28 protein-coding genes are annotated in these 26,306 nt (G+C 39.4%); all 28 read right to left on the bottom strand.

The window, feature by feature from the left end; translation table 11 throughout:
- Positions 1-657, bottom strand: coding sequence for a DUF4159 domain-containing protein (locus AAFF35_RS30540; RefSeq protein ID WP_342330210.1), 657 nt, complete (start codon positions 655-657; stop codon positions 1-3).
- A gap of 83 nt (positions 658-740) precedes the next feature.
- Entirely contained in the window at positions 741-1,445 is a 705-nt protein-coding gene (locus AAFF35_RS30535; protein ID WP_342330209.1) for a 16S rRNA (uracil(1498)-N(3))-methyltransferase, read from the bottom strand.
- A gap of 11 nt (positions 1,446-1,456) precedes the next feature.
- A complete protein-coding gene (locus AAFF35_RS30530) occupies positions 1,457-2,773 on the bottom strand; it encodes a hemolysin family protein (protein ID WP_342330208.1) in 1,317 nt (438 codons plus the stop codon).
- Positions 2,773-3,327 (bottom strand): inorganic diphosphatase, encoded by a 555-nt coding sequence (locus AAFF35_RS30525; RefSeq protein WP_069378524.1) that lies wholly within the window; start codon positions 3,325-3,327, stop codon positions 2,773-2,775. The genes AAFF35_RS30530 and AAFF35_RS30525 overlap by 1 nt, the downstream gene beginning before the upstream one ends.
- A gap of 2 nt (positions 3,328-3,329) precedes the next feature.
- Positions 3,330-3,992, bottom strand: coding sequence for a DedA family protein (locus tag AAFF35_RS30520; RefSeq protein ID WP_124585715.1), 663 nt, complete (start codon positions 3,990-3,992; stop codon positions 3,330-3,332).
- A gap of 45 nt (positions 3,993-4,037) precedes the next feature.
- Positions 4,038-5,411, bottom strand: coding sequence for an NADH-quinone oxidoreductase subunit N (locus AAFF35_RS30515; protein WP_342330207.1), 1,374 nt, complete (start codon positions 5,409-5,411; stop codon positions 4,038-4,040).
- 4 nt (positions 5,412-5,415) lie between these two features.
- Entirely contained in the window at positions 5,416-6,882 is a 1,467-nt protein-coding gene (locus tag AAFF35_RS30510; protein WP_342330206.1) for an NADH-quinone oxidoreductase subunit M, read from the bottom strand.
- Positions 6,883-6,903: 21 nt separating this feature from the next.
- Positions 6,904-8,796, bottom strand: coding sequence for an NADH-quinone oxidoreductase subunit L (nuoL, locus tag AAFF35_RS30505; protein WP_342330205.1), 1,893 nt, complete (start codon positions 8,794-8,796; stop codon positions 6,904-6,906).
- 22 nt (positions 8,797-8,818) lie between these two features.
- Positions 8,819-9,148 carry an NADH-quinone oxidoreductase subunit NuoK gene (nuoK, locus tag AAFF35_RS30500; protein ID WP_074608051.1) on the bottom strand — a complete coding sequence of 110 codons (330 nt, stop codon included), beginning with the start codon at positions 9,146-9,148 and terminating at the stop codon, positions 8,819-8,821.
- Positions 9,148-9,645, bottom strand: coding sequence for an NADH-quinone oxidoreductase subunit J (locus tag AAFF35_RS30495; RefSeq protein ID WP_069378518.1), 498 nt, complete (start codon positions 9,643-9,645; stop codon positions 9,148-9,150). Before AAFF35_RS30495 ends, nuoK begins: the two co-directional genes overlap by 1 nt.
- A gap of 52 nt (positions 9,646-9,697) precedes the next feature.
- Positions 9,698-10,198, bottom strand: coding sequence for an NADH-quinone oxidoreductase subunit I (locus tag AAFF35_RS30490; protein ID WP_342330204.1), 501 nt, complete (start codon positions 10,196-10,198; stop codon positions 9,698-9,700).
- Positions 10,199-10,232: 34 nt separating this feature from the next.
- On the bottom strand, positions 10,233-11,270 hold the full coding sequence (gene nuoH / locus AAFF35_RS30485) for an NADH-quinone oxidoreductase subunit NuoH (RefSeq protein ID WP_124585723.1): 1,038 nt from the start codon (positions 11,268-11,270) through the stop codon (positions 10,233-10,235).
- Positions 11,270-12,274 carry a 2Fe-2S iron-sulfur cluster-binding protein gene (locus AAFF35_RS30480; RefSeq protein WP_342330203.1) on the bottom strand — a complete coding sequence of 335 codons (1,005 nt, stop codon included), beginning with the start codon at positions 12,272-12,274 and terminating at the stop codon, positions 11,270-11,272. The genes nuoH and AAFF35_RS30480 overlap by 1 nt, the downstream gene beginning before the upstream one ends.
- Before the next feature lie 70 nt (positions 12,275-12,344).
- Positions 12,345-13,709: an NADH-quinone oxidoreductase subunit NuoF gene (nuoF, locus tag AAFF35_RS30475; protein WP_342330202.1), complete on the bottom strand. Its 1,365-nt coding sequence runs from the start codon at positions 13,707-13,709 to the stop codon at positions 12,345-12,347.
- Positions 13,709-14,221 carry an NAD(P)H-dependent oxidoreductase subunit E gene (locus AAFF35_RS30470; protein ID WP_342330201.1) on the bottom strand — a complete coding sequence of 171 codons (513 nt, stop codon included), beginning with the start codon at positions 14,219-14,221 and terminating at the stop codon, positions 13,709-13,711. The genes nuoF and AAFF35_RS30470 overlap by 1 nt, the downstream gene beginning before the upstream one ends.
- Positions 14,214-15,428, bottom strand: a complete 1,215-nt coding sequence (locus AAFF35_RS30465; RefSeq protein WP_342330200.1) for an NADH-quinone oxidoreductase subunit D — start codon at positions 15,426-15,428, stop codon at positions 14,214-14,216. Before AAFF35_RS30465 ends, AAFF35_RS30470 begins: the two co-directional genes overlap by 8 nt.
- A gap of 4 nt (positions 15,429-15,432) precedes the next feature.
- Positions 15,433-15,936: an NADH-quinone oxidoreductase subunit C gene (locus AAFF35_RS30460; RefSeq protein WP_124585732.1), complete on the bottom strand. Its 504-nt coding sequence runs from the start codon at positions 15,934-15,936 to the stop codon at positions 15,433-15,435.
- Positions 15,936-16,478, bottom strand: coding sequence for an NADH-quinone oxidoreductase subunit B (locus tag AAFF35_RS30455; RefSeq protein ID WP_074608033.1), 543 nt, complete (start codon positions 16,476-16,478; stop codon positions 15,936-15,938). The genes AAFF35_RS30460 and AAFF35_RS30455 overlap by 1 nt, the downstream gene beginning before the upstream one ends.
- 108 nt (positions 16,479-16,586) lie before the next feature.
- A complete protein-coding gene (locus tag AAFF35_RS30450; protein ID WP_124585734.1) occupies positions 16,587-16,958 on the bottom strand; it encodes an NADH-quinone oxidoreductase subunit A in 372 nt (123 codons plus the stop codon).
- Positions 16,959-17,032: 74 nt separating this feature from the next.
- Positions 17,033-18,742, bottom strand: a complete 1,710-nt coding sequence (locus AAFF35_RS30445) for a tetratricopeptide repeat protein (protein ID WP_342330199.1) — start codon at positions 18,740-18,742, stop codon at positions 17,033-17,035.
- A 22-nt stretch (positions 18,743-18,764) separates the two neighbouring features.
- On the bottom strand, positions 18,765-19,673 hold the full coding sequence (locus AAFF35_RS30440) for a substrate-binding domain-containing protein (RefSeq protein ID WP_342330198.1): 909 nt from the start codon (positions 19,671-19,673) through the stop codon (positions 18,765-18,767).
- A gap of 278 nt (positions 19,674-19,951) precedes the next feature.
- The gene (locus AAFF35_RS30435) at positions 19,952-20,773 is read right to left on the bottom strand and encodes a TonB family protein (RefSeq protein WP_342330197.1); all 822 of its coding nucleotides are present in this window, start codon (positions 20,771-20,773) and stop codon (positions 19,952-19,954) included.
- A 31-nt stretch (positions 20,774-20,804) separates the two neighbouring features.
- Positions 20,805-21,341, bottom strand: a complete 537-nt coding sequence (locus AAFF35_RS30430) for a biopolymer transporter ExbD (protein WP_074608021.1) — start codon at positions 21,339-21,341, stop codon at positions 20,805-20,807.
- Positions 21,342-21,350: 9 nt separating this feature from the next.
- Positions 21,351-21,965, bottom strand: coding sequence for a biopolymer transporter ExbD (locus AAFF35_RS30425; protein WP_342330196.1), 615 nt, complete (start codon positions 21,963-21,965; stop codon positions 21,351-21,353).
- A gap of 87 nt (positions 21,966-22,052) precedes the next feature.
- The gene (locus AAFF35_RS30420) at positions 22,053-22,892 is read right to left on the bottom strand and encodes a MotA/TolQ/ExbB proton channel family protein (protein ID WP_342330195.1); all 840 of its coding nucleotides are present in this window, start codon (positions 22,890-22,892) and stop codon (positions 22,053-22,055) included.
- Positions 22,893-23,173: 281 nt separating this feature from the next.
- On the bottom strand, positions 23,174-24,778 hold the full coding sequence (gene pckA, locus AAFF35_RS30415; RefSeq protein ID WP_342330194.1) for a phosphoenolpyruvate carboxykinase (ATP): 1,605 nt from the start codon (positions 24,776-24,778) through the stop codon (positions 23,174-23,176).
- 145 nt (positions 24,779-24,923) lie between these two features.
- A complete protein-coding gene (locus AAFF35_RS30410) occupies positions 24,924-25,277 on the bottom strand; it encodes a translation initiation factor (protein ID WP_124585750.1) in 354 nt (117 codons plus the stop codon).
- A complete protein-coding gene (locus tag AAFF35_RS30405; protein ID WP_342330193.1) occupies positions 25,267-26,157 on the bottom strand; it encodes a diacylglycerol kinase family protein in 891 nt (296 codons plus the stop codon). The genes AAFF35_RS30410 and AAFF35_RS30405 overlap by 11 nt, the downstream gene beginning before the upstream one ends.
- Positions 26,158-26,306: the final 149 nt, after the last annotated feature.

Genomic DNA, 26,306 nt, shown 5'->3' with positions numbered 1-26,306 from the left:
TTATTGTGTTAATGCATATTGAACTAAATTTGCGCCCATTTTTAAGGCGTTCAGGCGCTTATCTTGTGTGTCCTCGGGATAAGTACCAAAGTCTTCCCATCCATTCCCCAGATCGCATTCAAATGTGTAATAGCAAACCACCCGTCCTTCCCAGATTAAGGCAAGCCCCTGAGGTACTTTACCATCATGTTCATGGATTTTAGGCAGTCCTTTCGGGAATTTAAATTTCTGGTGATAGAGTGGGTGATTCGGGGGCAGGTCTACAAAAGAAAGCTCCGGAAAAACCTTTTTCATTTCCTTACGGATAAACTTATCCAATCCGTAATTATCGTCGATATGAAGAAATCCCCCACCGATCAGGTATTTTCTTAAATTCTCTGCTTCATTAGGACTAAAGACGACATTGCCATGCCCGGTAAGGTAGATAAAAGGATAGTTAAACAGCTCAGCGCTGCCTACTTCGACGATAACGTCTTGCGGCGCAAAGTTTGTATTCAGGTTTTTATTACAAAAATCGATCAGGTTTGGAAGCGCAGTTCTGTTGGCATACCAATCTCCTCCCCCATTATATTTCAATTTTGCCATTTTATAGGTGGGTGGCTTAAAACCACTCAACAGGATCATTAATCCGGCAATTAAGCAAAGTTTAATTTTCATTGGAATAATAATTGTCTTTTATCGGTTATGAAGCGATCATGCGCCTATTCATTGCTTTTTTAAGCGGTATGCTTATGATGGTTTCATCGGTTCAAATAATTCACCTCAAAACAGGCAGCCAATGCAGCAGTTTCTGTTCTCAGACGTGTATTACCTAAAGTTAGGGGTTTAAACCCGCTTTGCAAAGCAAGTTCGATTTCCTTCGGGCTAAAATCACCTTCAGGGCCAATAAGTATGAGATAACGTTGATGAGGCACGAGCAGCTGGCTAATGTATTGACGTGGCTCCCCATCAATACAATGGGCAATCATTTTAACGGAATCATGCTCCATTTTCAGGAAATCAATTAAGGAAATCTGCGGATTTAATACCGGGTGATAAGCTTGTAAAGACTGCTTAACAGCGGAGGTGATTACTTTGGTTAACCGGTCTTCTTTAATGATCTTCCGTTCCGATCTTTCACAGATCACCGGAGTAATTTCATCAATTCCTATTTCAGTTGCTTTCTCCAGAAACCATTCCAACCGGTCGATGTTCTTTGTAGGTGCAACGACGATATGAAGGTGATGGTTTCTTTTTTGATGCTCCTGAACGGATTGTGTAACACGAAGCTGAACATTTCTTTTACTCTCTCCAATGATCTCTGCTTCATAAAAGCCACCTTTTCCATCAATCAGATTGACAACATCGCCACGGCCTAACCTTAGAACTTTCAGACAATGCTTACTTTCTTCTTCGTTTAAGCTATACTCGCTGGAATCAATATCGGGTGTATAAAAAACATGCATCGCTCAAAGGATTAATGGTTGTCCACCATATCGCTTTTCGCAATCACCAGTTCAAGCTTTATGGTTTCAATGTTTTGCTCGGTTTTCTTTAGGATAGTGAATAAATAACCGTAACACTCTTCGCTGTCCCCTACTTCAGGTATTTTACCGAAAGCATGAGAGACCAATCCTCCTACCGTATCGAAATCTTCGTCTTCAGGAAGATCATGAGGTAAATGCTCATTTACATCGTAAACAGTAGCATAAGCATTGATGATAAATTCCGTCTCAGAGATCTTCTCTACTGTTGGTTTTTCCTCATCATACTCATCCTGGATTTCTCCAACAATCTCTTCTACGATATCTTCCAGTGTAACCATACCTGCGGTTCCACCAAATTCATCGATGACAATCGCTATCTGGATACGTTTCTGCTGAAGTTCACTCAACAGGTCATTGATTTTTTTGGTCTCAGGAACAAAATAAGGCTTTCTGATGATGTCTTTCAGTGCCCAGTCCTTCTTATCTGCCAATAGCGGTAAAATGTCTTTAGCATGAATAATACCAATGATTTTATCAATGATTTCATCATATACCGGTAACCTGGAATACCCTTCGCCAATGATTTTTGAAATCACATCGGCAGGGGCAGCAGAAAGTTCAATTCCTGATATTTTGGTTCTGGGAACCATAATGTTCTTTACAACCCTTTCATTAAAGTCAAAGACATTTTTAATTAATTCGTGCTCATTGGTATCTAAAGCCCCACTTTCTTTACCCTGATCCAACAGATAATGAAGTTCCTCTGTACTGTGCACAGATTCATGTCCACCTACATTAGAAATTCCGAATAATTTAAGGATCACATTGGCAAAACCATTCAACACCCATATAAATGGTCTGAAGATCAGGTAGAATGCCTGTAAAGGTATGGCAATAAACAATGTGGTAGCTACTGGTCTCTGTATCGCCACCGATTTAGGCGCCAGCTCACCGAACACAATGTGCATTACGGTAATCAATAAAAAGGCGATGGCAGTAGAGATGGAAGTAATGTATACTTCAGAAAAGTTAAACCTTACCAGGAAATCGTGGATCAAACTGTGCATGACAGACTCACCAACCCAACCCAGTCCAAGTGAAGCAAGTGTAATACCCAGCTGCGTTGCAGCCAGGTAACCATCAAGATGCTGGGTAATATATTTTGCAATATTCGCTACCCTGCTTCCTGATTTTGCTTTAATTTCAATTTGAGAGGCTCTGACTTTTACAATTGCAAACTCTGCTGCAACGAAAAAGCCGTTCAGTGCTACTAAGAAGAATGTTAAAAATATCTTAAAACCTTCCATTAAGAATTGTTATTTCTAAACTTTTGGTCATAAAGGATGATACTTTCCTGTATCACTTTATGTGCATACCGAACGCCCAAAAGATGTTCAATAGTTACTTGTTTTTCTTCTAATGCCTTATAGTCCTGAAAGAATTTAACAATTTCTTTCATCGTATGAGGAGGCAATTCTGCTAAGTCATTGATGTAGTTAACAGACATGTCGTTTTTTGCTACTGCAATAATTTTATCGTCCTGCTCACCATTATCCACCATGTGCATTACACCAATTACTTTCGCTTCAACGATAGACATCGGATAAACGTCTACAGAGCATAGTACAAGGATATCTAAAGGGTCATTATCATCACAATAAGTTTGTGGGATAAAACCATAATTTGCCGGATACATTACAGAAGAGAAAAGTACTCTGTCTAATTTAATCAGGTGGGAATCTTTATCAATTTCGTATTTAGCTTTAGATCCTTTAGGAATTTCAATAATTGCATTTACGGATTCTGGTAGGTTTGCACCCGGAGAAACACAGTGCCACGGATGATGCTCGTCTTTAATCATTTTTATTGTTCAGTGTTTGATATATGATCATTGTCGTCCTTCACAACTTTCTTTTTTACAAATGTGTAAACGAGAGGTATAGTGGTAATGACAATGAAGCCTATAATAATGTATAATAAATAGTCGTTAATCTCTTTTTCAAATCTCTTGCCAAGGAAATAACCCAGCAAAGTTAAGGAAGCAATCCAAATAATTGCACCCGCAAAGTTATATAATGCAAATCTTTTAAAGTCTAATTTTACTACACCAGCAAAAATCGGTGCAAAAGTTCTTACAATCGGAACAAAGCGCCCCATTATAAGCGCAAAGGCTCCCTGTTTATTATAATAATCTTCGGCAGCCTTTAAATAGCGTTTTTTAAAGAAGAAAGAGTCCTTTCGATGGTACAGTACGGGGCCCGTCTTTCGACCAAACCAATAACCGGTAAAATTTCCAGATACAGCAGCAACGATCAGTCCGGCAATCAACACATATAAGTTGACATCCAATTTGCCTGTAGCGACGAACATACCTGCGAGGAACAACAGATAGTCTCCGGGTAAAAAGAACCCAAAGAACAAACCCGTCTCGGCAAAGATGACGAACATTACAACATAGAAACCACCTTCTTTAAGTAGTTTTTCGGGATCAATGAAGTGCTGTAATGAGTTCCAGAAATCGTGCATAGTTCAATTATTCGTAAAACTACATATAATTATCTACAGAAATGATTATATCAGATTTAAAATTACTGAAGGATATACACCAAGGAAAACAGTAATGATCAATGACAGGACCAATACAACTTTATATTGCACAGGGGTTTCCAACTCAATCTCAGCTCCATCTTTGAAATACATCGCCACAATAACCTTGAAATAATAGTAAAACCCTACCAATGCGTTTAAAATCGCAAAGGCCACCAGATAAAACTGGTAGTCATGCATTACATTCAAAAACATCAGGTATTTACCAATAAATCCTGCAGTTAAAGGAATCCCTGCCAAAGACAACATCGCTACTGTAAGTACGAATGCCGCAAAAGGATTGCGTTTTCCTAAACCATTGAAACTTTCAAAGTTGTCATTACCCGTTTTCTGTTTCACCAGAATCAATACCCCGAAAGCGATAATACTTGCAAAAGTATAAGCAGCAGCATATACCAATACGTTATTCGCCGAACTTGCAGTTAGTGCAACTAAAGAGAACAACAGGTAACCTGCATGGGAAATACTGGAATAAGCCAGCATTCTTTTGAAATTCTTTTGGAATAGCGCCGTAACGTTACCGATGAATAAAGTCAAACATACGATCACCATCAAAGGAGGTAACCAGAAATCATGTAAAGGCGCAAATGTATCTGCAAATAAACGAAGGAAAGCGGCAAAACCAGCCGTTTTCACCACGGTAGACATAAAGGAGGTAATTAATGTCGGAGCTCCTTCATACACATCCGGTGTCCAGAAATGGAAAGGTGCTGCACCAATCTTAAAGCATAGACCTACCATCAATAAAATCACACCGGGATAGAATAAAGGCGATATGCTCTTGTAATTAGTCACCAGGTACTGATTGATCACTTCGAGATCAAAAGATCCTGTAGCGCCGTAAATCAACGTAATACCGAACAATAAGAAACCTGTAGAGAATGCACCCATCAGGAAGTATTTCAAGGAAGCTTCATTGGAAGCAAAATTGTTTTTCCGGATTCCCGCAAGAATATATAGGGCAACAGACATGATCTCTACACCGATGAACAACATCGACATGTTTTTATAAGAAACCATGATGACAATCCCTGACAGGGCAAAGAGAATCAGCGTAAAATATTCGGCAATGTTCTCACTGTGTTCTGCAAAATAGTTTTGTGTCAGCAGGAAGATAAAGAGTGTTCCTAAAATGGTGATTCCGGCAAAAGCCAATGCAAAATTATCCATTTGCATCATACCATAATAGGTCTGGTTTGTATTCCATGAGGTAACTACAAAAGCCAGTGAAGTAAGCAAACCAATTAAGGTAAGGGGTAATAACGCTTTTTTAGCTTTAAACAAACCTGCGTAAAGCACCACTAAAGCTGTAACAGTAATTGTTATGATGATATTCATTTGCTTAGTTTACCGATGTTAATTTTTGTGTTACCTGTTCTATTAATTGTTGTACCGAGGCTTCTGACAAATGCAGAATTGGTTTAGGATAAACTCCCAAAACGATGATCAGGGCACAGATGATATACAATACGACTTTCTCAGATCCTTTTATGTCTGTAAATCCTATCGTAAGGTCGTTGGTTTTTCCAAGCATAATGTTCTGATACATTCTGAACATATATACTGCACCGAAGATGATGGATAATCCAGCGAAAACGCCAGCCCATACTTTATACTGATATATTCCGATTAACAATAAAAACTCTCCAATGAAACCATTCGTTCCGGGAAGTGCTACTGTTCCCAATACAATGATCAAAAATACGATGGCCAGTTGTGGCGCCTGTTTGGCAATCCCACCAAGTTCAGCGATTTTATTTGTTTTCATCCGGCGGGCAATGATGTCCAGCACAAAGAACAAACCAACCACATTGATACCATGACTTAACATTTGTACCATTGCACCCTGCATCCCTTGTGTGTTTAACGCAAAGATACCTGCAGAGATCAAACCAACGTGAGCAATAGAAGAATAGGCTACTAATCGCTTCGCGTCCTTTTGGGTAAACGCAATGATTGAAGCATAAACCACGCCTATAATAGAAAGAATGATCGCTAGATTTCCCCATTGCTGAACACCTTCCGGTGCAACAGGTAATAACCACCTGATCACTCCGTAAATACCCATCTTCAGCATAATCCCTGACAACAACATTGTCCCTGGAGTCGGTGCCTCAGTATAAGTATCCGGCTGCCAGGTATGGAAAGGAAAAACTGGCATCTTAATCGCAAATGCGATAAAGAAAGCCCAGAAAATCCAGCTCTGCTGAACAGAATCAAGGTTTAAATTATAAAAAGCCTGAATATCGAAATTATGAGCAGGATTCTGTAAGTATAGGTAGATGATCCCCAACAGCATGAATAAAGATCCCGCTATCGTGTATACAAAGAATTTCATGTTTACTTTAATTCTGTCTTTACCTCCCCAGATCGCACAGATGAAATAGATCGGGATCAATGCTGCTTCCCATCCGATATAGAATAAGAAAGCATCCATTGCAGTAAATACCAATAGCAAACCAAACTGCATAAATAAGATCAATGCAAAGAAAGCATTGCTGTTTTTGTAGTCATGCTGATAAGCGGAAAGGATAATGATCGGAACCAATACATTGGTCAATAAGACCGTGATCATACTGATGCCATCAATTCCCGCATGGAAATTGATTCCCAAATCCTGGATCCATGGATAATTCACCGCAAACTGCGTACTGGCATCCGGGGTGAAATTACATACCGTGATTAAAGTCAATGCCAAAGAAAGGATTGCTGAAACCAAAGCAACATGTTTTGCTGCACTTCCTGTGAAGGCAGTAACCACGGCGCCAACCAATGGTAGAAATATAAGAAGTAGTAAAAGTTGTTCCATTATGTTTTGTTGAACGATCTTTTATAGAGATAAATAAGTATACAATAACAATGAGATGATTCCTACCACCATCATAAAGATATAAAAACCAACGTTTCCGGACTGAACCAACCTTAAGCCTTTACTGGCCTCCGAAGTACTCCATCCCAAACCGTTTACTATACCGTCTACAATTTTATTGTCAATAATTTTGTAGAAGAAAGTAGAAAGCGCATCCAAAGGTTTTCTGATCAACAAATCATAGATCTCATCAAAATAGAATTTGTTGTATGATAAGTTCGCCAATGCCGATCTTTTTCCCTCATCAGGAATCGGAACATGGTTTTGTTTGATATACTTCACATAAGCAAAAGCAATTGAAACCAATACACCTACTACAGAAACAGCCATTAATGCATATTCTGTAGCATGGTCCGGAGCTTCAGCAGTATGCTTGATCACTGGGGCCAGCCAATGCGACAACCAATGATTTCCACCCAATGTCTCCGGAATACCGATCATTCCACCGATGGCAGAAAGAACCGCAAGAACGATCAAAGGAATCGTCATTGATTTTGGAGATTCATGGATTTTCTCTTCCGCATGGTGTGTTCCACGATACTTTCCGTAGAAAGTAAGGAACAACATTCTGAACATATAAAAAGCCGTTAAGAAAGCACCGAAGACAGCAATCGCCCACATCACTTTATCGTGCATGTATACATGCGCCAGGATCTCATCTTTTGAGAAGAATCCTGAGAATGGAGGTAAACCTGCAATGGCAATGGTACCAATCAGCATCGTAAGGAAAGTTACCGGCAATTTCTTACGCAAACCGCCCATATGTCTCATGTCCTGCTCATGGTGTAAAGCATGAATTACAGAACCTGCACATAAGAACAATAAAGCTTTAAAGAAAGCATGTGTAATTACGTGGAAGAAAGCACCATTATAAGCACCCACACCCAGGCCAAGGAACATATAACCCAATTGTGAAACGGTAGAATAAGCCAGTACTTTTTTAATATCTGTTTGTGTCAACGCGATGATGGCTGCAACAATAGCAGTCGCCAGACCGACGATGGCAATAATGTGCTGAATCATTGGTGCCAAATCAAACAATACGTTTGATCTTGCAATCATGTAAATACCAGCCGTTACCATCGTTGCTGCGTGAATCAATGCAGACACAGGAGTTGGTCCCGCCATCGCATCAGGCAACCAGGTAAACAAGGGCAATTGCGCCGATTTACCGCAGGCACCGATGAACAATAACAAGGCAATTAAAGCGATGGTACCATTTCCTGGAAGCATATTAGCTGCCTGAGGGAATATTTTAGAAAACTCTACACTACCAAAAGTGGTAAAGATGAAGAACACCCCTAATAAGAAGCCAAGGTCACCGATACGGTTCATGATAAAGGCTTTCTTTGCAGCAGAAGCATAGCTGCTGTTGGTATACCAGAATCCGATCAGTAAGTAAGAACAAAGACCTACCCCTTCCCATCCGATAAACATGACGATATAGTTGGAACCTAATACCAACAATAACATGAAAAAGATAAACAGGTTTAGGTAACTGAAAAACTTACCAAAAGCCTCATCACTGTGCATGTAACCAATCGAGTAAATATGGATCAGGAAACCGACACCTGTAATGATCAGCAGCATGATTGAGCTCAAAGGATCTACCAGGAAAGAAAGTGGAATACTAAGCTTACCGGCACTGATCCAGTCAAACAAGAAGATCTCATGAGACTTATTTGCATCTGCTCCCAATTCGAAGAAGATACCTACACTAATGGCAAAGGAAATGAATATCACGCTGCTTCCGATAAAACCGATCAGGTTTTTAGAAAGCGTATTTCTTCCCAGGCCATTGATAACAAAGCCTAAAAGAGGAATTAAGGGAACCAGCCAAACTAAATTTATCATGTTATTACTTTATTCTTATTAATTACCACTTAAGGCGATTCAATACGTTTATATCTATAGATTGTGTATTTCTGTACACCATTACAATAATACTTAGTCCTACTGCAACTTCAGCAGCGGCAAGTACCATGATAAAAAACACAAATACTTGTCCTGAGGGATCATTGCTATGTACCGAAAAAGCGGTAAGCAATAGATTCACTGCATTCAGCATCAATTCCACAGACATAAAGATGACGATGGCATTTCTGCGGGTCAATACACCAATCACACCGATGGTGAAAATAATAGCACTTAGCCAGATATAATGGTTAAGTGGTACGCCCTGTAATCCTTGAGTTAAATTATTCACTATGCTTTTTCTTTTTTAGTTAATAATACTGCGCCTACCATTGCGGTTAACAATAAGATAGAAGACAGTTCAAAAGGTAACATATAAGGACCAAACAGTTCCTTACCTAAATTCTTTACCAATCCCAGATTCGGATTTTTCAATAAAACAGGATCAGAGATTGCAGTAGCTTTCAGGGAACCTATAATCGTAACCACCAGGCAACATCCTGCAATGACCCCAACGATCTTGACCAGACCCGATTTTAACGGCTCATTGTCTTTATTGAGGTTGAGGAGCATCAGCACAAAGAGGAACAGTACCATAATGGCACCCATGTAAACGATGAAGTTCACTACTGCCAGGAATTGTGCATTCAGCAAAATGTAATGAACTGTTAATGTAAAGAAAGTAACAATTAAGTAAAGCACACTATGCACCGGGTTCTTGGAAAAGATAACCATCAGTGAAAAGATGACGCTTAATGTTGCTACAAAATAGAATACCGATGTACCCATTTATTTATGTTTAAACTGTTTATATTAATAACCCTGAGGTTATGTATGCTAATTATTTCTTATTCAATGGCTGTTCTACCAGTTTATCCTTGCCGTAGATAAAATCTTTACGCAGGTAATCTGAAGGAACAATTGGTCCATCTAAGTAGATGGCTTCTTTTGGACACGCCTCTTCGCACAATCCACAAAAGATACAACGCAACATGTTGATCTCATATACAGAAGCATATTTCTCCTCACGGTAAAGGTCTTTCTCTTCCGGTTTACGCTCCGAAGCAATCATCGTGATGGCTTCCGCAGGACAAGACAAAGCGCAGAGACCACATGCGGTACAACGTTCTTTACCTTCTTCATCCCTTTTCAGCGAGTGCATCCCTCTGAAATTGGTAGAAAATTCTCTTTGTACCTCCGGATATCTGATCGTTGCCTCTTTCTTAAAGAAGTGGCTGATCGTAATAGCCAATCCTTTCGTGATTGCAGGCAAATACATGCGTTCTGCAAACGTTAGGGGTACTTTCTCTAATACTTTCTTTTTACTGGTTAATGGTTCCATTAAACCTCCTTATTATACCGCTAAATGCGGACAGTTAAAACTTTTCAATTACAGCAATCACAATACTTGTGACAATGATATTTGCAATGGCTAAAGGAATTAAAACTTTCCAGCCTAAATGCATTAGTTGATCATAACGGAAACGAGGAATGGTCCAGCGTACCCACATGAAGAAAAAGATAAAAGCAAAGATCTTCAAAAAGAAGACACCCGTTCCAATCAATGGACCAATTACCTGACCTGTATGTGCCAGTACCCAATCCATTCCAGGATAGTTATAACCTCCAAAATATAAACTTGCCATTACTGCTGCAGAAACAAACATATTGATGTATTCTGCGAACAAATAGAAACCAAGTTTCATGGATGAATATTCGGTATGATAACCACCGATCAACTCCGTCTCACATTCCGGTAAATCGAATGGTGCCCTGTTCGTTTCTGCAAAAGCACAAACCATAAACAGTAAAAAGCCTACAGGCTGATAAAGTACATTCCATCTCCAGCCATGTTGATTGGCTACGATTTCGCCGATGCTCATGGAATTGGTAACTAATAACAACGCAATGATGGATAAACCCATTGCAATTTCGTAACTGATGTTTTGAGATGCCGCACGGATCGCACTTAACAAAGAGTATTTATTGTTTGAAGCCCATCCACCGATCATTACACCGTAAACACCTAAAGAGACCACGCCAAAGATATATAGGATACCCACGTTGATATCGGTTACCTGTAAAGGAATTACGCGGTCACCTATGGTCATTGGCGTACCCCATGGAATCACCGCCGTACCGATACAAGCCGTTAACATGGCTAAACCGGGACCAACCATAAATAACCATTTACTGGCATTCGTAGGGATGATCTCTTCTTTCATGAACATTTTCAAACCATCGGCCAAAGGCTGAAGAATCCCAAAGGGACCCGCTCTGTCCGGTCCTAACCTGTCCTGTAAAAACGCAGCCACTTTCCTTTCTGCATAAGTGGAATACATGGCTATCACTAAACTTATACCGAATATAATCGCTACCAGTACAAATTTCTCTATTACAAAAGCTATATCCATTAGAATTTAGTGGTTTTTTCTAGTTCTACCCTGTTTGCTTCCTGTAATCTGGCATTATCCTGAATTACCGGCAAAGGTTTTAAAGTATCATAATGATTGGAGGCAATTACAGACGTATCACTAATGTGTGTAGGATGTTCAATCGTCCAGTCTGCGGTTTTCTTTTTGTCAAAACGACAAGTATTACAGATGAACTCTTCTACCTCACCATAAATGTCTTTACGGGCTGTTACACGCAAGACATCTTCTCCTTTATACCATAGCGTTACTTTTCCGCTACAAGTAGGACAATCTCTGTGTGCATCAATTGGTTTAGTAAACCAAACCCTGTTTTTAAACCTGAAAGTTTTATCGGTTAAAGCGCCAACCGGGCAAACATCGATCACATTTCCGGAGAAATCATTGTCGACAGCCGTTTGAATATAAGTAGAGATCTCTGAATGATCTCCACGGTTTAAGATTCCGTGAACACGTTTATTCGTAATCTGATCTGCAGTAAACACACAACGATAACAAAGAATGCACCTGTTCATGTGCAACTGGATCTTATCGCCAATATCTATGCGTTCGAAAGTTCTTCTTTCAAACTCATACCTTGTTTTCTGCAAACCATGCTCGTAACCCAGATTCTGAAGGTCACATTCACCTGCCTGGTCACAAACAGGACAATCCAGCGGATGGTTGATCAACAACATCTCCACTACACCGCTTCTGGCTTCAATCACTTCCGGAGAAGTAATGTTCTGCACCTCCATTCCATCCATTACGGTGGTCCGGCATGAAGCTACCAGTTTCGGCATCGGACGGGGATCCTTTTCAGAACCTTTACTCACCTTAACGATGCAGGTCCGACACTTACCACCACTACCTTCTAATTTGGAATAATAACACATCGCCGGAGGAACAATATCGCCGCCGATTTGTCTGGCAGCATTCAGGATGGTGGTTCCTGGCGCTACTTCTACGGTTATTCCGTCTATGGTTACCTTAACTTTATCACTCATTGTTAAAGATATTCTTTTATCATTCTTCTGCTTTCCCGGTCTTATAACCGCTTAAACTTCAGTTTGATCGTTAATTTTCTGTACTCACTGTTTTAGCTATTGGTTCAGCATAATTTGCCAATCCATAATTTGTATCCAGGCTTTTCACCGGTTCATTCACATGCCATTCAAACTCATCTCTGAAATGTCTGATGGCACTCGCTACCGGCCATGCTGCTGCATCACCTAAAGGACAAATGGTATTTCCTTCAATTTTCTTTGAAACGTCAACCAACAAATCAATATCACTCATTTTACCATGGCCAAATTCAAGGCGATGAAGTACTTTCTCCATCCATCCTGTTCCCTCGCGACAAGGTGAACATTGGCCACAACTCTCGTGGTGATAAAAACGGGAGAAGTTCCAGGTATTTCTAACGATACACTGATCTTCATCAAAAGCGATGAACCCTCCTGAACCCATCATCGATCCGGTAGCAAAACCACCTTCAGATAAAGATTCATAGCTCATTAAACGGGGATCCCCATTTGCAAGCTTTAAACTAAGGTTAGCAGGAAGTATCGGAACAGAAGATCCACCGGCAACTGTTGCCTTTAATCTTTTGCCATTGGCAATACCACCACACCACTCATCAGAATAGATAAATTCTTCCACAGGTAAGCCCAGCTCAATCTCATAAACTCCCGGTCTTACCAGGTTCCCCGAAGCGGAGATCAGTTTAGTTCCTGTACTGCGGCCGATTCCGATTTTTGCATACTCATCTCCGCCATCATTGATGATCGGAACAGTAGCAGCAATAGATTCCACGTTGTTCACTACCGTTGGGCAGCCATACAATCCTGCGATAGCAGGAAATGGAGGTTTGATCCTCGGGTTACCACGTTTACCTTCCAGTGATTCTAATAAAGCAGTTTCTTCACCACAGATATAAGCACCACCACCCGGCTGAACGTATAGTTCCAGGTCGTAACCTGTTCCTAAAATATTTTTACCTAGAAATCCGGCATTTTTGGCTTCAGCGATTGCTTTTTCCAGAATGCGGATCTGAGGCATCATTTCTCCACGTACATAGATATAAGAAGTATGTGCACCCAATGCAAAGCTGGATACAATCATTCCTTCGATCAGTGCATGAGGGATATGGGTCATCAGGTAACGGTCTTTAAACGTTCCCGGCTCCGATTCATCGGCATTACATACCAGGTAACGCGCTACCCCTTCCGGTTTAGCCAAAAAGCTCCATTTCATTCCTGTAGGAAATCCTGCACCCCCACGACCGCGTAATCCGGACTTTTTCACTTCTTCTACCACTTCATCAGGGGTTAAAGTTTTCAAAGCCTTTTCCACAGCGCGGTACCCGCCTTTCTGGCGATAGACATCAAATGTATGAATGTCCGGTACGTTTATATGTTCTAATAATAGTTTACGGGCCATTATTTTTTGCGTAAGTCTTGTATCAAATCGTCTACCTTTTGTTCGTTAAGGTTCTCATAGAAGGTATATTCAGGACCTATCTGTAAAACCGGGCCATAGCCACATGCCGCTAAACACTCTACCCCTCTCCAGCTGAATAAGCCATCCGGTGTCACTTCGTTTTCTTTCACACCAAGGCTTTTCTGCAGGTGATCCATCAGTTTTTCCGCTCCCACTAAACAGCAAGGTCCTGTTCTGCAAACTTCCAGAACATATTTACCCTGAGGTTTCAAAAAGTACATGCTGTAAAACGAGGCTACTTCATATACTTCAATGGGTTCGATACTCAGAAACTCCGCAACTTTATCCATGGCATTTGGACTTAACCAGCCCAGTTCTGCCTGTACTTCATGCAAGATTGGCAATAAAGCAGATTTTTGCTTTCCTTCCGGATATCTCTTAACGATCTCTTCAGACTTTTCAATTAAAGCCGCTGAGAATTGCACAGGTTGTTGTTCTTCTACTTTAAGCATCTAATTCTCCTGCAATAATATTCATACTACTCATGTTAATAATGGCATCTGACAACAGCATACCTTTACTCATGGGCGCAAACATTTGATAATTAATAAAGCTTGGTCTTCTGAAATGCAGACGGTAAGGTGTTCTTCCTCCATCATTAATCAAATAGAACCCCAGCTCCCCGTTACCACCTTCAACAGCATGGTAAACTTCCGCTTTAGGAGCATCAATTTCGCCCATCACAATTTTAAAGTGATAGATCAATGCTTCCATATTGTTGTAAACTTCTTCTTTTCCAGGCAAATAGAATTCAGGAACATCTGCATGGAAAATTCCTGCCTTTTCGCTCTTTAATTTCTCCATCCCCTGCTCAATCAGGCGAAGACTTTGCCACATTTCCTCATTACGCACCAGGTAACGGTCGTAAATATCACCGCTGGTACCTACAGGAACTTCAAAATCGAAGTCTTGATAAGAAGAATAAGGCTCACTTACGCGAACATCATAATCTACTCCTGTAGAACGCAATAAAGGTCCTGTCCACCCATAATCCAAACCCTGTTCTGCAGTTACGCAGGCAACTCCTGAAGTACGGTCTATAAAAATCCTGTTGCGGTTTAAAAGACTTTCAAACTCTTTTAAAGCAACGGGAAACTCTTTTAAAAACTTATTGATTTTCGCAAAGGCGATGTCGTTGAAATCTCTTTCAAAACCACCAATCCTACCAATGTTTGTTGTTAAACGTGCACCACAGATTTCCTCAAAGATCTCATAGATGTGCTCTCTGAACTGAAAAAGGTATAGGAAAGTAGTCGTCGCCCCTGTATCCTGGGCAATGATCGTATTACAGATAATATGATCAGCAATACGTGAAAGCTCCATAACGATTACCCTTAGGTAATCGACCCTTTTAGGCATTTGGATATTTAATAATTTCTCTACCGTCATGTGCCATCCCATGTTATTGATCGGCGATGAGCAGTAGTTTAACCTGTCGGTTAAAGGGGTGATCTGATAGAATGGACGGTGTTCTGCAATTTTCTCAAAAGCACGGTGAATATAGCCAATGGTAGAAACACCACTTACAATACGCTCGCCGTCTAATTGAATTACATTCTGAAAAACACCATGGGTTGCAGGGTGAGTAGGTCCTAAATTCAGGGTTACCAACTCATTCTGAGGATCGTTATCTGTATATACCGGTTGATTGTGATTCATGTTCTTATCTACCAAAGTATTCGTCTTTTTTATCTACTCTGTTTGGATCTTCCAAAGGATACTGCTTCAACATCGGATGAACACCTAGTTCGTCCATGTTCAATATTCTTCTCAAGTCCGGGTGACCTTCAAATCTTACTCCGAAGAAGTCATATGTTTCTCTTTCCATCCAGTTTGCTGAATTCCATAGCACTGTAGCAGTAGGAATGGTCGGATGATGTTCGTCGATGAAGACTTTTACCCTAACCCTGATCTTTTTAACCATGCTATGCAAGTGATAAACCACTGCAATACCATGTTTTTTCTCCGGATAATGTACCGCAGTGATATCAGTCAGGAAATTAAAATTAGTATTGGCATCTTCTTTCAGAAACCTCAGCACTTCGATGATGACATCTTTAGTGGTTTCGAAAGTAAGCAAGCCATATGGCTCATTCACGCCGATGATCTGTCCGCCGAACTTTTCTGTTAGCGCCTGAACGATTTCATTATTTGTAACTTCTGCCATTATAATATTCCGTATGAAGCCAACATTTCCTTGTATTGATCTGAATCTCTTCTTCTGGAAGATTCATTCCTTACCAGCTCCTGGATCTTGCCAAAGCCATCTAAGATTGCTTCTGGTCTCGGTGGACAACCTGGGACGTAAACATCTACCGGAATGATTTCATCTATTCCCTGAAGTACAGAATAGGTATCAAAGATTCCTCCACTTGATGCGCAGGCACCTACAGCGATCACCCAACGCGGTTCAGCCATTTGTAAGTACACTTGCTTTAATACAGGGCTCATTTTCTTGGCGATGGTTCCCATCACCATTAATAAATCCGCCTGACGGGGAGAAAAACTTAAACGTTCAGAGCCAAAACGACCGAAGTCATAGTGAGAACCCATGGTAGCCATAAACTCGATACCGCAACAAGACGTAGCGAATGGCAGGGGCCATAATGAATGGGAACGTGCCAAACCAATTACTTTGTCAAAAGAGGTGGCAAAAAAACCAGATCCTTCTATGCCTGGAGGCGCGTCTACTATATTGATGTCACTCATGATACAAAACGAAAAAAGGTTCATTCCTACAAAGAATGAACCACAAATTTACAATATTTTGGAAGCAATTGACCTAAACTAACATCATTTAGAAACAATCTAAATAGGTTAATTCCAGTCTAAAGCTTTCTTTTTCAAAACGTAGATAAAACCAAGTAACAAGGTGCCCATGAAGATGAACATTTCGATCATACCAGTCATTCCAAGCTCTCTGAAGTTAACTGCCCATGGATACATGAAAATCACCTCCACATCGAACAGAACGAATAGAATGGCGACTAAGAAGTATTTAATAGAGAATGGCTGACGCGCATTTCCAACAACTTTAATCCCTGCTTCGAAAGTTGACAATTTATCTGCTGTCTTTCTTTTAGGGCCTAAAAAATGAGTTGCGATCAAAGTCACAACAACAAATCCTAAAGCAACAATAACTTGAAATACAATAGGTAAAAAATCTACAGGTACACTTTGGGTTTCCATGACATTAAATTTGGGACAAAATTAAAAGAAAAAGGCAGGATAACAACCCTGCCTTTTTCTTTTATTCGAAAATATTACTTTTTCTTTACCGGACTCTTAGGTGCTGGTGCAGTTAATTGTTTTAAACGTTCCTGTGCTCCTGAGTTCTGAGGATCAATAGCAAGGGCTTTTGTCAGGTATTCTTTAGCTTTTTCTTTATCAGTCTGAGCATAGTATGAACCCGTATAAACATAAGCTTCTACTAATTCTTTTGGAACTGAAGCCGCAAGTTCTGGCTTAGTTACGGTAACTAACTGAATCAATTGATCGTAGTAAGGAACAGCTAACCATTTTGGGTTGGTTGCATCATCTGCATATTTTGCGATACGAGCTCTGTAAGCATAAGCCAATGCAAAATCATTCTTAAACTTGATAATAGAAGAGAAAGCAGAATCCGCATCTACTAAAATCTTTTTATCAGGATGTTTACCATCTCTGTCTTTAAGTGCGTAGTCATAATATTTAGCTACGCCCAAGTAATAAGAGTTGGTTAATGTGTTTTTGCCATTAGGATTTGATTTAACAGCAATTGCAAATACATCACCAGCTTTAGCATAGTTTTTTGCTTTGAAAAGAGACATTGCTACTTCTTCTAAAGCTTCTGCATTTGTAGAATCTTTCTCTACAGCTTTAACGATGTTTGTCAATGCAAGACTGTCATTACCATTTTGCATTAAGGCTCTTCCAAGATATAAATAATCGGAAGCTACGATACGTGAAGTATCTTTTACTTTCGCAAAGAAGTCGTTCATGTATTCTAAACTCTTTGGATAGTTCTTGTTTTCATAAGCAGAGTAGCCACGTAATCTTGATACGACAAGGCTTTTTGGATCATTAACATTGGTTGTTGCTAATTCACTTGTAACCTGCTCTAAGGTTTGGAAATCTTTTGCGTAAAACAAGAACTGCGCATAACGAAGTTTTGATTCATAAGACTGATCAGTCAGGTCAAGATATTTTTTATAGTTTGTCAATGCCAAAGCAGATTTAGCCGCCTGTTCAGTAGCAACCTGATTTGCCCATTGCATGTAAAGTTCTGCAATTTCTCTGTAAGCAGGACCATAATTTGCATCTGCAGCAATGGCGGAGTTTAGCTCTGCTTCAGCTTCAGGAAATGCTCTTGATTCAGTATACATTCTTCCAATTTGAACTTTAGCTCTTAACAGCGCTCCGTTTATATTCAAAGCTCTCATATAGCTCTGTAAAGCCTCAGAATTTTTCTTTTGCAAAGCATAATAATCACCCAATGCCACGAAAGTCTCTGCATCTTTATCGTCTTTATCCAATTCATCTGCTTTTTGAAGATAAGGCAGCGCTGAAGTGAAATCAGGTTTATCAGTAGCAATATATGCTTTACCGATATACAACTGAGGAATATAATCTTTTTTAGAAGATACTTCTACAGCTTTAGCAAAATTGGTATTTGCTGAAGTTGGGTTGTTAGAAAATAAATCAGCCTCTCCTAAACCAATATAGTTTAAAGAGTTTTTTGGATCAGCAGCAACGCCTTGTGTAAACACCGCTCTTGCAGAATCCACATAATCCATTCTTAGATAAACATCACCTAAATTAAAGTAATTTTCTCCTTTACTAGCTTGTGATTTCACCAATGCTTTAAGCATGGTAGTCGCTTTCTGGTACTGTTCGGCATCTATTGCCTTTTTTGCATCATTTAAGCTTTGAGCAAAAGAGGCAGAACCCATCACTACTAAACCTAAACCTAAGGTTATTGCTTTCTTTGTCATTTTCATGGTTCAAATATAAAATTTAGTTTGTATTCTTAAAATTAAATTCTCTCGGCATCATCTTATGTGGACCCAGTCCTGATTTGAGTACAATCAGTTGCCCCCTCTGGCTTACTAACCAGTTTGCAAAACCTGTGCCTAAACCATTACGGCCTTCCGCATTGATGATATAAATGTTCCTTAAAAAAGGATAAATCCCACTAATCAGATTTTTCTGATCAGGCTTGTAAAAAGTACTATCCCCTTTCTTACCGGGTAAATTTTTCAGGCCCATTACTTTTATTTTCGCAATCGACTCTGACATTTCTTTACTATTATAAATCAGCCAGTTAACACCAACCACTCCAATAAAATCTCTCTTATCAGCAACGTACTTTATCACGTCATTGTTGTTCTGCAACGTATAAACTCCCTTTTTAGGAAGTTCTTTTATACCTGCCAGATCTTTAAAATATCGTAAAGTACTGGAATAAGCATTATCAAAAACCAATTGCTTGCCGCTTGTTGCTGTTCCTTTTAAAATTTCTATCACCTCTTTAACGGTAATATTGGTATCAATATTAGCCGCATTTGTGATCAAGGCAATCCCATCAATCGCAAATCTGGAAGTTTTAGGTACGATACTCCTGTTCCTGTACATCTTATCCTCCTCCGGTCTCAGCATACGTGACAATATAATCACTCTGATGCTATCGTTCAGAAAGGTAGGAATAATTTTGTTTTCATTTCCTTTAACAATGTTAAAAGTAGCATTAGGGTAATCTGTTTTAAAAACATCAATCTGATCTCCCAAGACTCCCGAAAATGATTCGTCAACCAGAATTTTCACGCTCCCGGAGGTACGTGTCTGTTCAACGGTATTTTCTTTTTTTGCTTTGCGCTTGCAGGCTACAAATACAAATAACAATAATATCAGACTCAGGTGTTTCATTTGATTTCAGCTATATTTTAATGATGATGCCCAAATTGTAGAGATTAATCCTCTTTTGGATTGATCAACCGGGTAAATCTAATTGCAGCATAGGCAATTAACAAAAGTCCAAATAAGATACGATAGGTTTTTTCGATTTCAAACGGGATATCTTTCCAGAAGATCAATAACAATCCCAAAATCAGATAAAACGTAAACATCACTAGGCCTAAAATGAACAGAAATCGCTGTTGAGGCGATTTCTGTTTAAATGTTTTCAAGTTAAACATTCTTTTATTCTATTGTGATAAGGTAAAGCTGATTGGAATATTGTACTTCACACGTACCGGTTTTCCGTTCTGAATACCTGGAGTCCAACGTGGACTTGCTTTCAATACTCTGATTGCTTCCTCATCCGTACCACCACCAAGTTTTCTTTCTACTTTGATGTCGGTTAAGTCTCCATTTTTCTCTACTACGAAAGATAAGAATACTTTACCCTGAATGTTGTTTTCCTGAGCCATTGCCGGATATCTTACTGCTTTTTTCAAATAAGCATAAAATTTCTCCATACCTCCAGGGAAACCTGGCTGTGTTTCAATACTCACAAAGTCATAAACCTTGGTATCTTCTACCACTGCAGCTTGTTTTGGACCATCTCCAACCGGACCGGCAATAACAATATCAGCTGTAGGATCACCTTCGATCGTTTTCTGACCAGGATCTGCTTTTTTCAAATCTTCAATCTGAACAGGTTCTTTATCTATTACCTCATTATCCGGTTTAACAATCGGAGGAGGGAATTTGATCTGATCCTGTTTCGGTGGCGGTGGCTCTACCGGTGGTGGTGGAGGGGTATCCGGATTCACCGGTGGCGGTGGCGCAACCACTACCTCTACTTGCTTGATCTCTTTGTCTTCGGGAAGACTGCCTTTGATCAAGCTAAAAATTTTAGGGGATACAAACGCAACTATAAAAATTGTAGATGCAATCAGTAAAGCCTTTGAGGTATTTGCGGCACTAGAACTACGAAGCTCATAAGCCCCATAACTTTTGTTCTTGTTTGCAAATACTACATCAAGCCATTCCCGTTTCAATAAATCTATTTTAGAACCTAACATAGCTTACTATTTAATATTATTAATTCTCTTATTATAAAATTCCAGCACCCTTCATGAAATCTTTTTCAGCATCAGTAATGTTCTCATCATCAATTGCAGGCGCCGTAGTGATCTTAGTGATCGCTAATTCGTCCATAATATCAACGAAGTTCTTATAGGTAGCTCCTGAAGTAGGCTTGATCACCATGATGATCTGTCTTCCGCCAGTTGTTTCTGCTACTTTCTTTTTATTATCTAATATTGATTTTCTCACATCGCTGAAACTTTCCACATTAGGAGTAGACTTCCCAGCCTCACCCATGTACCAAGCTACTTTGTTGTTTTTTCCCAATAGGATGGTCATCGTCTCAGAAGCGCGTAATTCGTTCTTTTCTGTAGACTTGTCATCTTTATCAGGCTTTGCAATATCCATTGCAATTGGTTTCGACAGGGAAGTGGTCAACATAAAGAAGGTGATCAGCAAGAAGGCCAAATCCACCATCGCCGTTAAATCGACTTTGGTATTCGCTTTCTTACTCCTTACTTTTTTGCCTTTTTTCCCCCCGCCGGAGGTATCTAATTCTGCCATAATATTTATCTATTTAGCATCGCCTTCGGCAGATGTGATTAAACTAAACTTGTTGATTTTTTGTTTCTGCAGAATATCTACGATTTTCTTCACTGCAGGATATTCTTCCTGAGCATCACCTTTGATACTTATCCGCATCGAAGTGCCGTGTAATTCTGCAACGGAAGTACGGGATTGTAAAATCCATTCCGCCAATTGATTGTTTGTTGAATCAGCGGGGATACCAGTAGCGATACCGGATTTAGTTCTATCATCGCCGCTCATCATTATAAATTGCTTTAAACTCTGAACAGGTACTCCGAAAGCACCAATAACACCAAAACGCTCTCTCTCTTCCGGAGTGAATTTAATGCTGTATTTCTCACCCATTTTATCAAGGGTCGACATTTTAACGTCTTTCCCAACGATCTCATAAAACACTTTGCCTTTACCTATCGATAATATACCCATGTCCAAATCAGGAACTTTAAGTTTATAAGTCGATGAAGGGATAGTAACATCCAAAGGATCAGGCTGGCGTGCTGTTGCTGTTAAAATAAAGAAAGTAAGCAATAGGAAAGACACGTCGCACATGGCGGTCATATCTATCGAAGTACTCTTTCTTTGAACCTTTGCTCTTGGCATAATTTTAAAAATTATTGATGTATTTAACTAATGATGTTAATTCTTCCGGTTTTCCATAAAAGCCGGTAAAAAAAAATACATTATTTTTTATTTATGCGTAGAAGCGTAAGTTTGGATGATGCTGAAACCTGCTTCATCAATTGCATAAGTTAATTTATCAATTTTTGAAGTCAAGATGTTGTACATGATAATTGCGAAAGTAGAAGTACCAATACCAGTTGCTGTGTTAATCAAAGCCTCAGAGATACCAGTTGCTAATGCAGCCTGATCCGGAGCACCAGAGTTAGCCAAACCACCGAAGGCCTTGATCATACCTGTTACTGTTCCTAATAGACCTGTTAATGTACCTACTGATACTAATGTTGCAATTACAGTTAAGTTTTGCTCTAACATTGGCATTTCTAATGTAGTTGCTTCTTCAATATCTTTCTGGATAGCTAAACATTTCTGATCTGTATCCATGTTCGGCTCAACTTCCATTTCTCTGTATTTTTTCAAACCAGATTTGATTACGTTAGCCACTGAACCTTGTTGTCTATCACACTCAGCCATAGCACCTTCGATGTTATTTGAGTTTAAAAGCGCTTGTACTTTTTTAACGAAAGCATCTAAGCTACCTTTACCTGTTGCTTTTCCAATAACAATCATACGCTCAATAGAGAATACAATAACCATTAAAAACATACCCATTAGTACCGGTACAATTACACCGCCTTTGTAAGCCATACCTGCATAGTTACCTACTTTTGGCATAGTGTCATGCAAATCCGGATCTGCACCATCAATGAAGTTATTTCTATCACCTAGAATAAACTTGAAAACAAGAATTCCGATAATGATACAAATAGGAATTGTTAATGTAGCGAATAAATTTGAAGCAGATGAGCTTTCTTTTTTAACTGTTGTTGGTTTTGGTGCGTTTGCCATTTTTTTTTAGTTTTTTAGTTTTTAGTACTTGTGTTTTTTTTAAATTTAGATTAATATTCTGTAATACACACAACGATCATTACAAACAATTGTTGTAAGAACAAATTTATAACTTTGATTTTAATTCCAAATTAAATAATCGTTAGTTCCTTCCCTTTGAGACATCTCCCCCCTGTCCGTATCGGCGTATATTAAAAAAGATTGTCTCGGTGTGGAGACAATCTTTCACAATTAAAACTAAAAAAAAATTGAAATGCAAATTTTTGAGCAAAAAAAATGCTTTAAGGTGCGTTTTCGACAACTTTAGGGAATGAAGCCAGCATTTCTTCACTTGCAAAAGCTTCAAACTGCTTAAAATTGTTAACAAATGCCAACGCAAGTTCGTTTGCCTTCTGGTCATATTTTTTTCCATCTTCCCAGGTATTTTTAGGATGTAATATTTCTGATGGAACACCCGGACATGCGTCTGGAATTTGCAAACCAAAGATCGGATCTGCATTAAACCTTTCTTTTTCCAGCTCACCTTTTAAGGCAGCCGTAATCATAGCCCTGGTATAAGCCAGTTTCATTCTTTTTCCAACACCATAAGCACCACCGCTCCATCCGGTATTCACCAACCAGACATTTACATTGTGTGCACGCATCTTTTCACCAAGAAGTGACGCATATTTTGTAGGATGTAAAGGTAAAAATGCCTTACCAAAACAAGCGGAAAACGTCACCTGTGGTTCTGTAACACCTGCTTCAGTTCCTGCAACCTTCGCTGTATACCCTGAAATAAAGTGGAACATCGCCTGCCCTGGTGTCAATTTTGAAATTGGAGGCAATACCCCAAATGCATCCGCAGTAAGGAAAAATATATTTTTAGGTACTCCCGCGATAGAAGGAGTAACTGCATTTTCAATATAGTGAATCGGATAAGCGACCCTTGTATTTTCTGTTTTATCAATATTGCTGAAATCTACAGCACGGGTTCCGGGAAAATAATTGGTGTTTTCCAATAAGGACCCAAACTTAATTGCTTTAAAAATCTGCGGTTCTTTCTCTTCGGTAAGGTCCACACATTTGGCATAACAGCCGCCTTCAAAGTTGAAAATGGTTTCTTTACCCCAACCATGCTCATCATCGCCAATAAGACCTCTTTCAGGATCTGCAGAAAGCGTTGTTTTTCCCGTTCCTGACAATCCAAAGAAGATGGCCGTATCACCTGCCTCGCCTACATTAGCAGAACAATGCATAGATAACGTGTTTCTTTGTTCAGGCAGGATAAAATTAAGCACCGAAAAAATTCCCTTTTTTATCTCACCAGTATAGCCTGATCCTCCGATTAAGATCATTTTCCTGGAAAAATTTAATAAAGAGAAATTTCCCTGACGTGTCCCGTCAACGGCAGGATCTGCAAAAAATGTTGGAGCAGCTATAATGGTCCATTCCGGCGTTTCTACAACTTCTTCCTGTCCAAATCTTAGAAACAGGTTATTCGCAAACAAATTCTGATAAGCAGTTTCTGTAACTACTCTGATCGTAGTTTTATAACCCTCATCCGCACAGGCGTAAGCATCCCTCACATAATATTTCTGCTGATTAAGGTGTGTAGTTACCTTTTCCAGAAGATGATCAAAATTTTCAGGGCTAAATTTAATATTTATATCTCCCCACCAAACCGAGTCTTCTGTTAGTTCATCGCAAACAATAAATCTGTCTTTTGGAGAACGACCGGTAAATTTACCTGTATCAATTGCCAATGCTCCGGTATCGGCAAGGGTTCCTTCTCCATTTTTTAAGGCCTCTTCAACCAATTGTGCTACATCAAGCTGGTATAAGGATTGATCTGAATTTAAATTCAAATAGCTCAAATCCGGCTTAAGCGTAAGTGCTTTGCTCATAAATAAATAAGTTAGTGAGGCAAAGTTATACAGATAAAAAGGGAAAAGCAGTGCTTTTGCAGGAAAAATTTTACTTATTGTGCCGCGTACACTAACACAAAAACAACTGACAACCAGTGAATTACAAAATAATTACAGCAATTTATCAGCCTCCTGATTTTTTGACTTTATATCCTTCTTTCTGAAGAAGGAGTAAGACTTTATCTCTAAAATCACCCTGAATCAGGATCTCGCCATCTTTTGCAGCCCCTCCTACCCCACATTTAGATTTTAACATTTTAGCGAGTGTCTCCAATGCATCCGTAGTCCCGATAAACCCGGTAACCAGCGTTACCCCTTTTCCACCACGGTTTTTTCTGTCCAGCATGACCCTCAGGTCTTGTTGTTGATTAGGAAGCGGTTCATTTACATCTTCCGTTTCTGATTCATATATAAAGGAAGGATCTGTAGAAAACATAATCCCGCCAAAGTCATTCAATATTTTCTTTTTAGCTTTCATAATCAGGTGTAATGATGTTTAATGACAATGGTACAATAGAAACATTGATTTCCTTACCCATAAAAAAAGGTTCCCCATCAATATGTATGGCATCATTAGACATTCTTTCGATGCGGATTTCCCTTCCCTGAATGATCTCGACCATATTCGACTGATCAGCAGAAGCATTCAGCATGTGGTAAGCCAATACCGGAATTTTATATATAGGAAACTCCTTAATGATGCAAACATCCAGCAAACCATCTGTAATAGAAGCATTAGGTGCAATATGGGCATTATTTCCATACTGAGAAGAATTGGCAACGCTCACCACAAATGCTTTTCGGATGTATTCTTTACCATCTATATATATATGATAGGTCTGTGGTTTATAATTGAGCATTTCTTTAAACCCCAGTTTCAGGTATCCTGAAAGCCCTCTGGATTTATTCCCTGCAAAAACAGAACTTATATGCGCATCAAATCCCATTCCCGCCATGTTAAAAAAGCACTTATCGTTAAATCTTGCGGTATCAATTACCCTTACTTTACAATCATTAATCACTTTAATGGCCTGAGTAGTATTCATAGGGATCTTCAGAAATCTTGATAAACCATTCCCCGAACCGAATGGAAGAATCCCAAGAATCTTATTTTGTTGCATCACCTTGGTTCCGATCTCATTAATCGTCCCATCCCCTCCAACAGCAACGATGATGTCGAAATTTTTACTCGCCGCTTCCTCTGCAATTTCCGAGGCATGACCAATATACTCCGTAAAGCTATAGTTCGCATTAAATTTGGACCGATCCAAATTTGCATCGATTAGCCCCGGGATCTTCAGCTTATCCTTTCCTCCTGAGATGGGGTTGATAATAAATAAAATATTCGATTTTGACAAAATACTGGTTTAAATACGGTACAAAATAATTGATATTTTTTGACTATTTGAATATATATGGTAATTTTGCACTATTAAAGTGGACTGATTTGCGATGCTATCATCAAAAATAGCGGGATTGCAACCACGTAAAAAAAAGTGCTAACCTA

Origin of the sequence: Pedobacter sp. FW305-3-2-15-E-R2A2, assembly GCF_038446955.1 — a bacterium.
Taxonomy (GTDB): Bacteria; Bacteroidota; Bacteroidia; order Sphingobacteriales; family Sphingobacteriaceae; genus Pedobacter.
The sequence above is the reverse complement of the archived record's forward strand: the minus strand, read 5'-3'. Positions and strand labels throughout refer to the sequence as shown.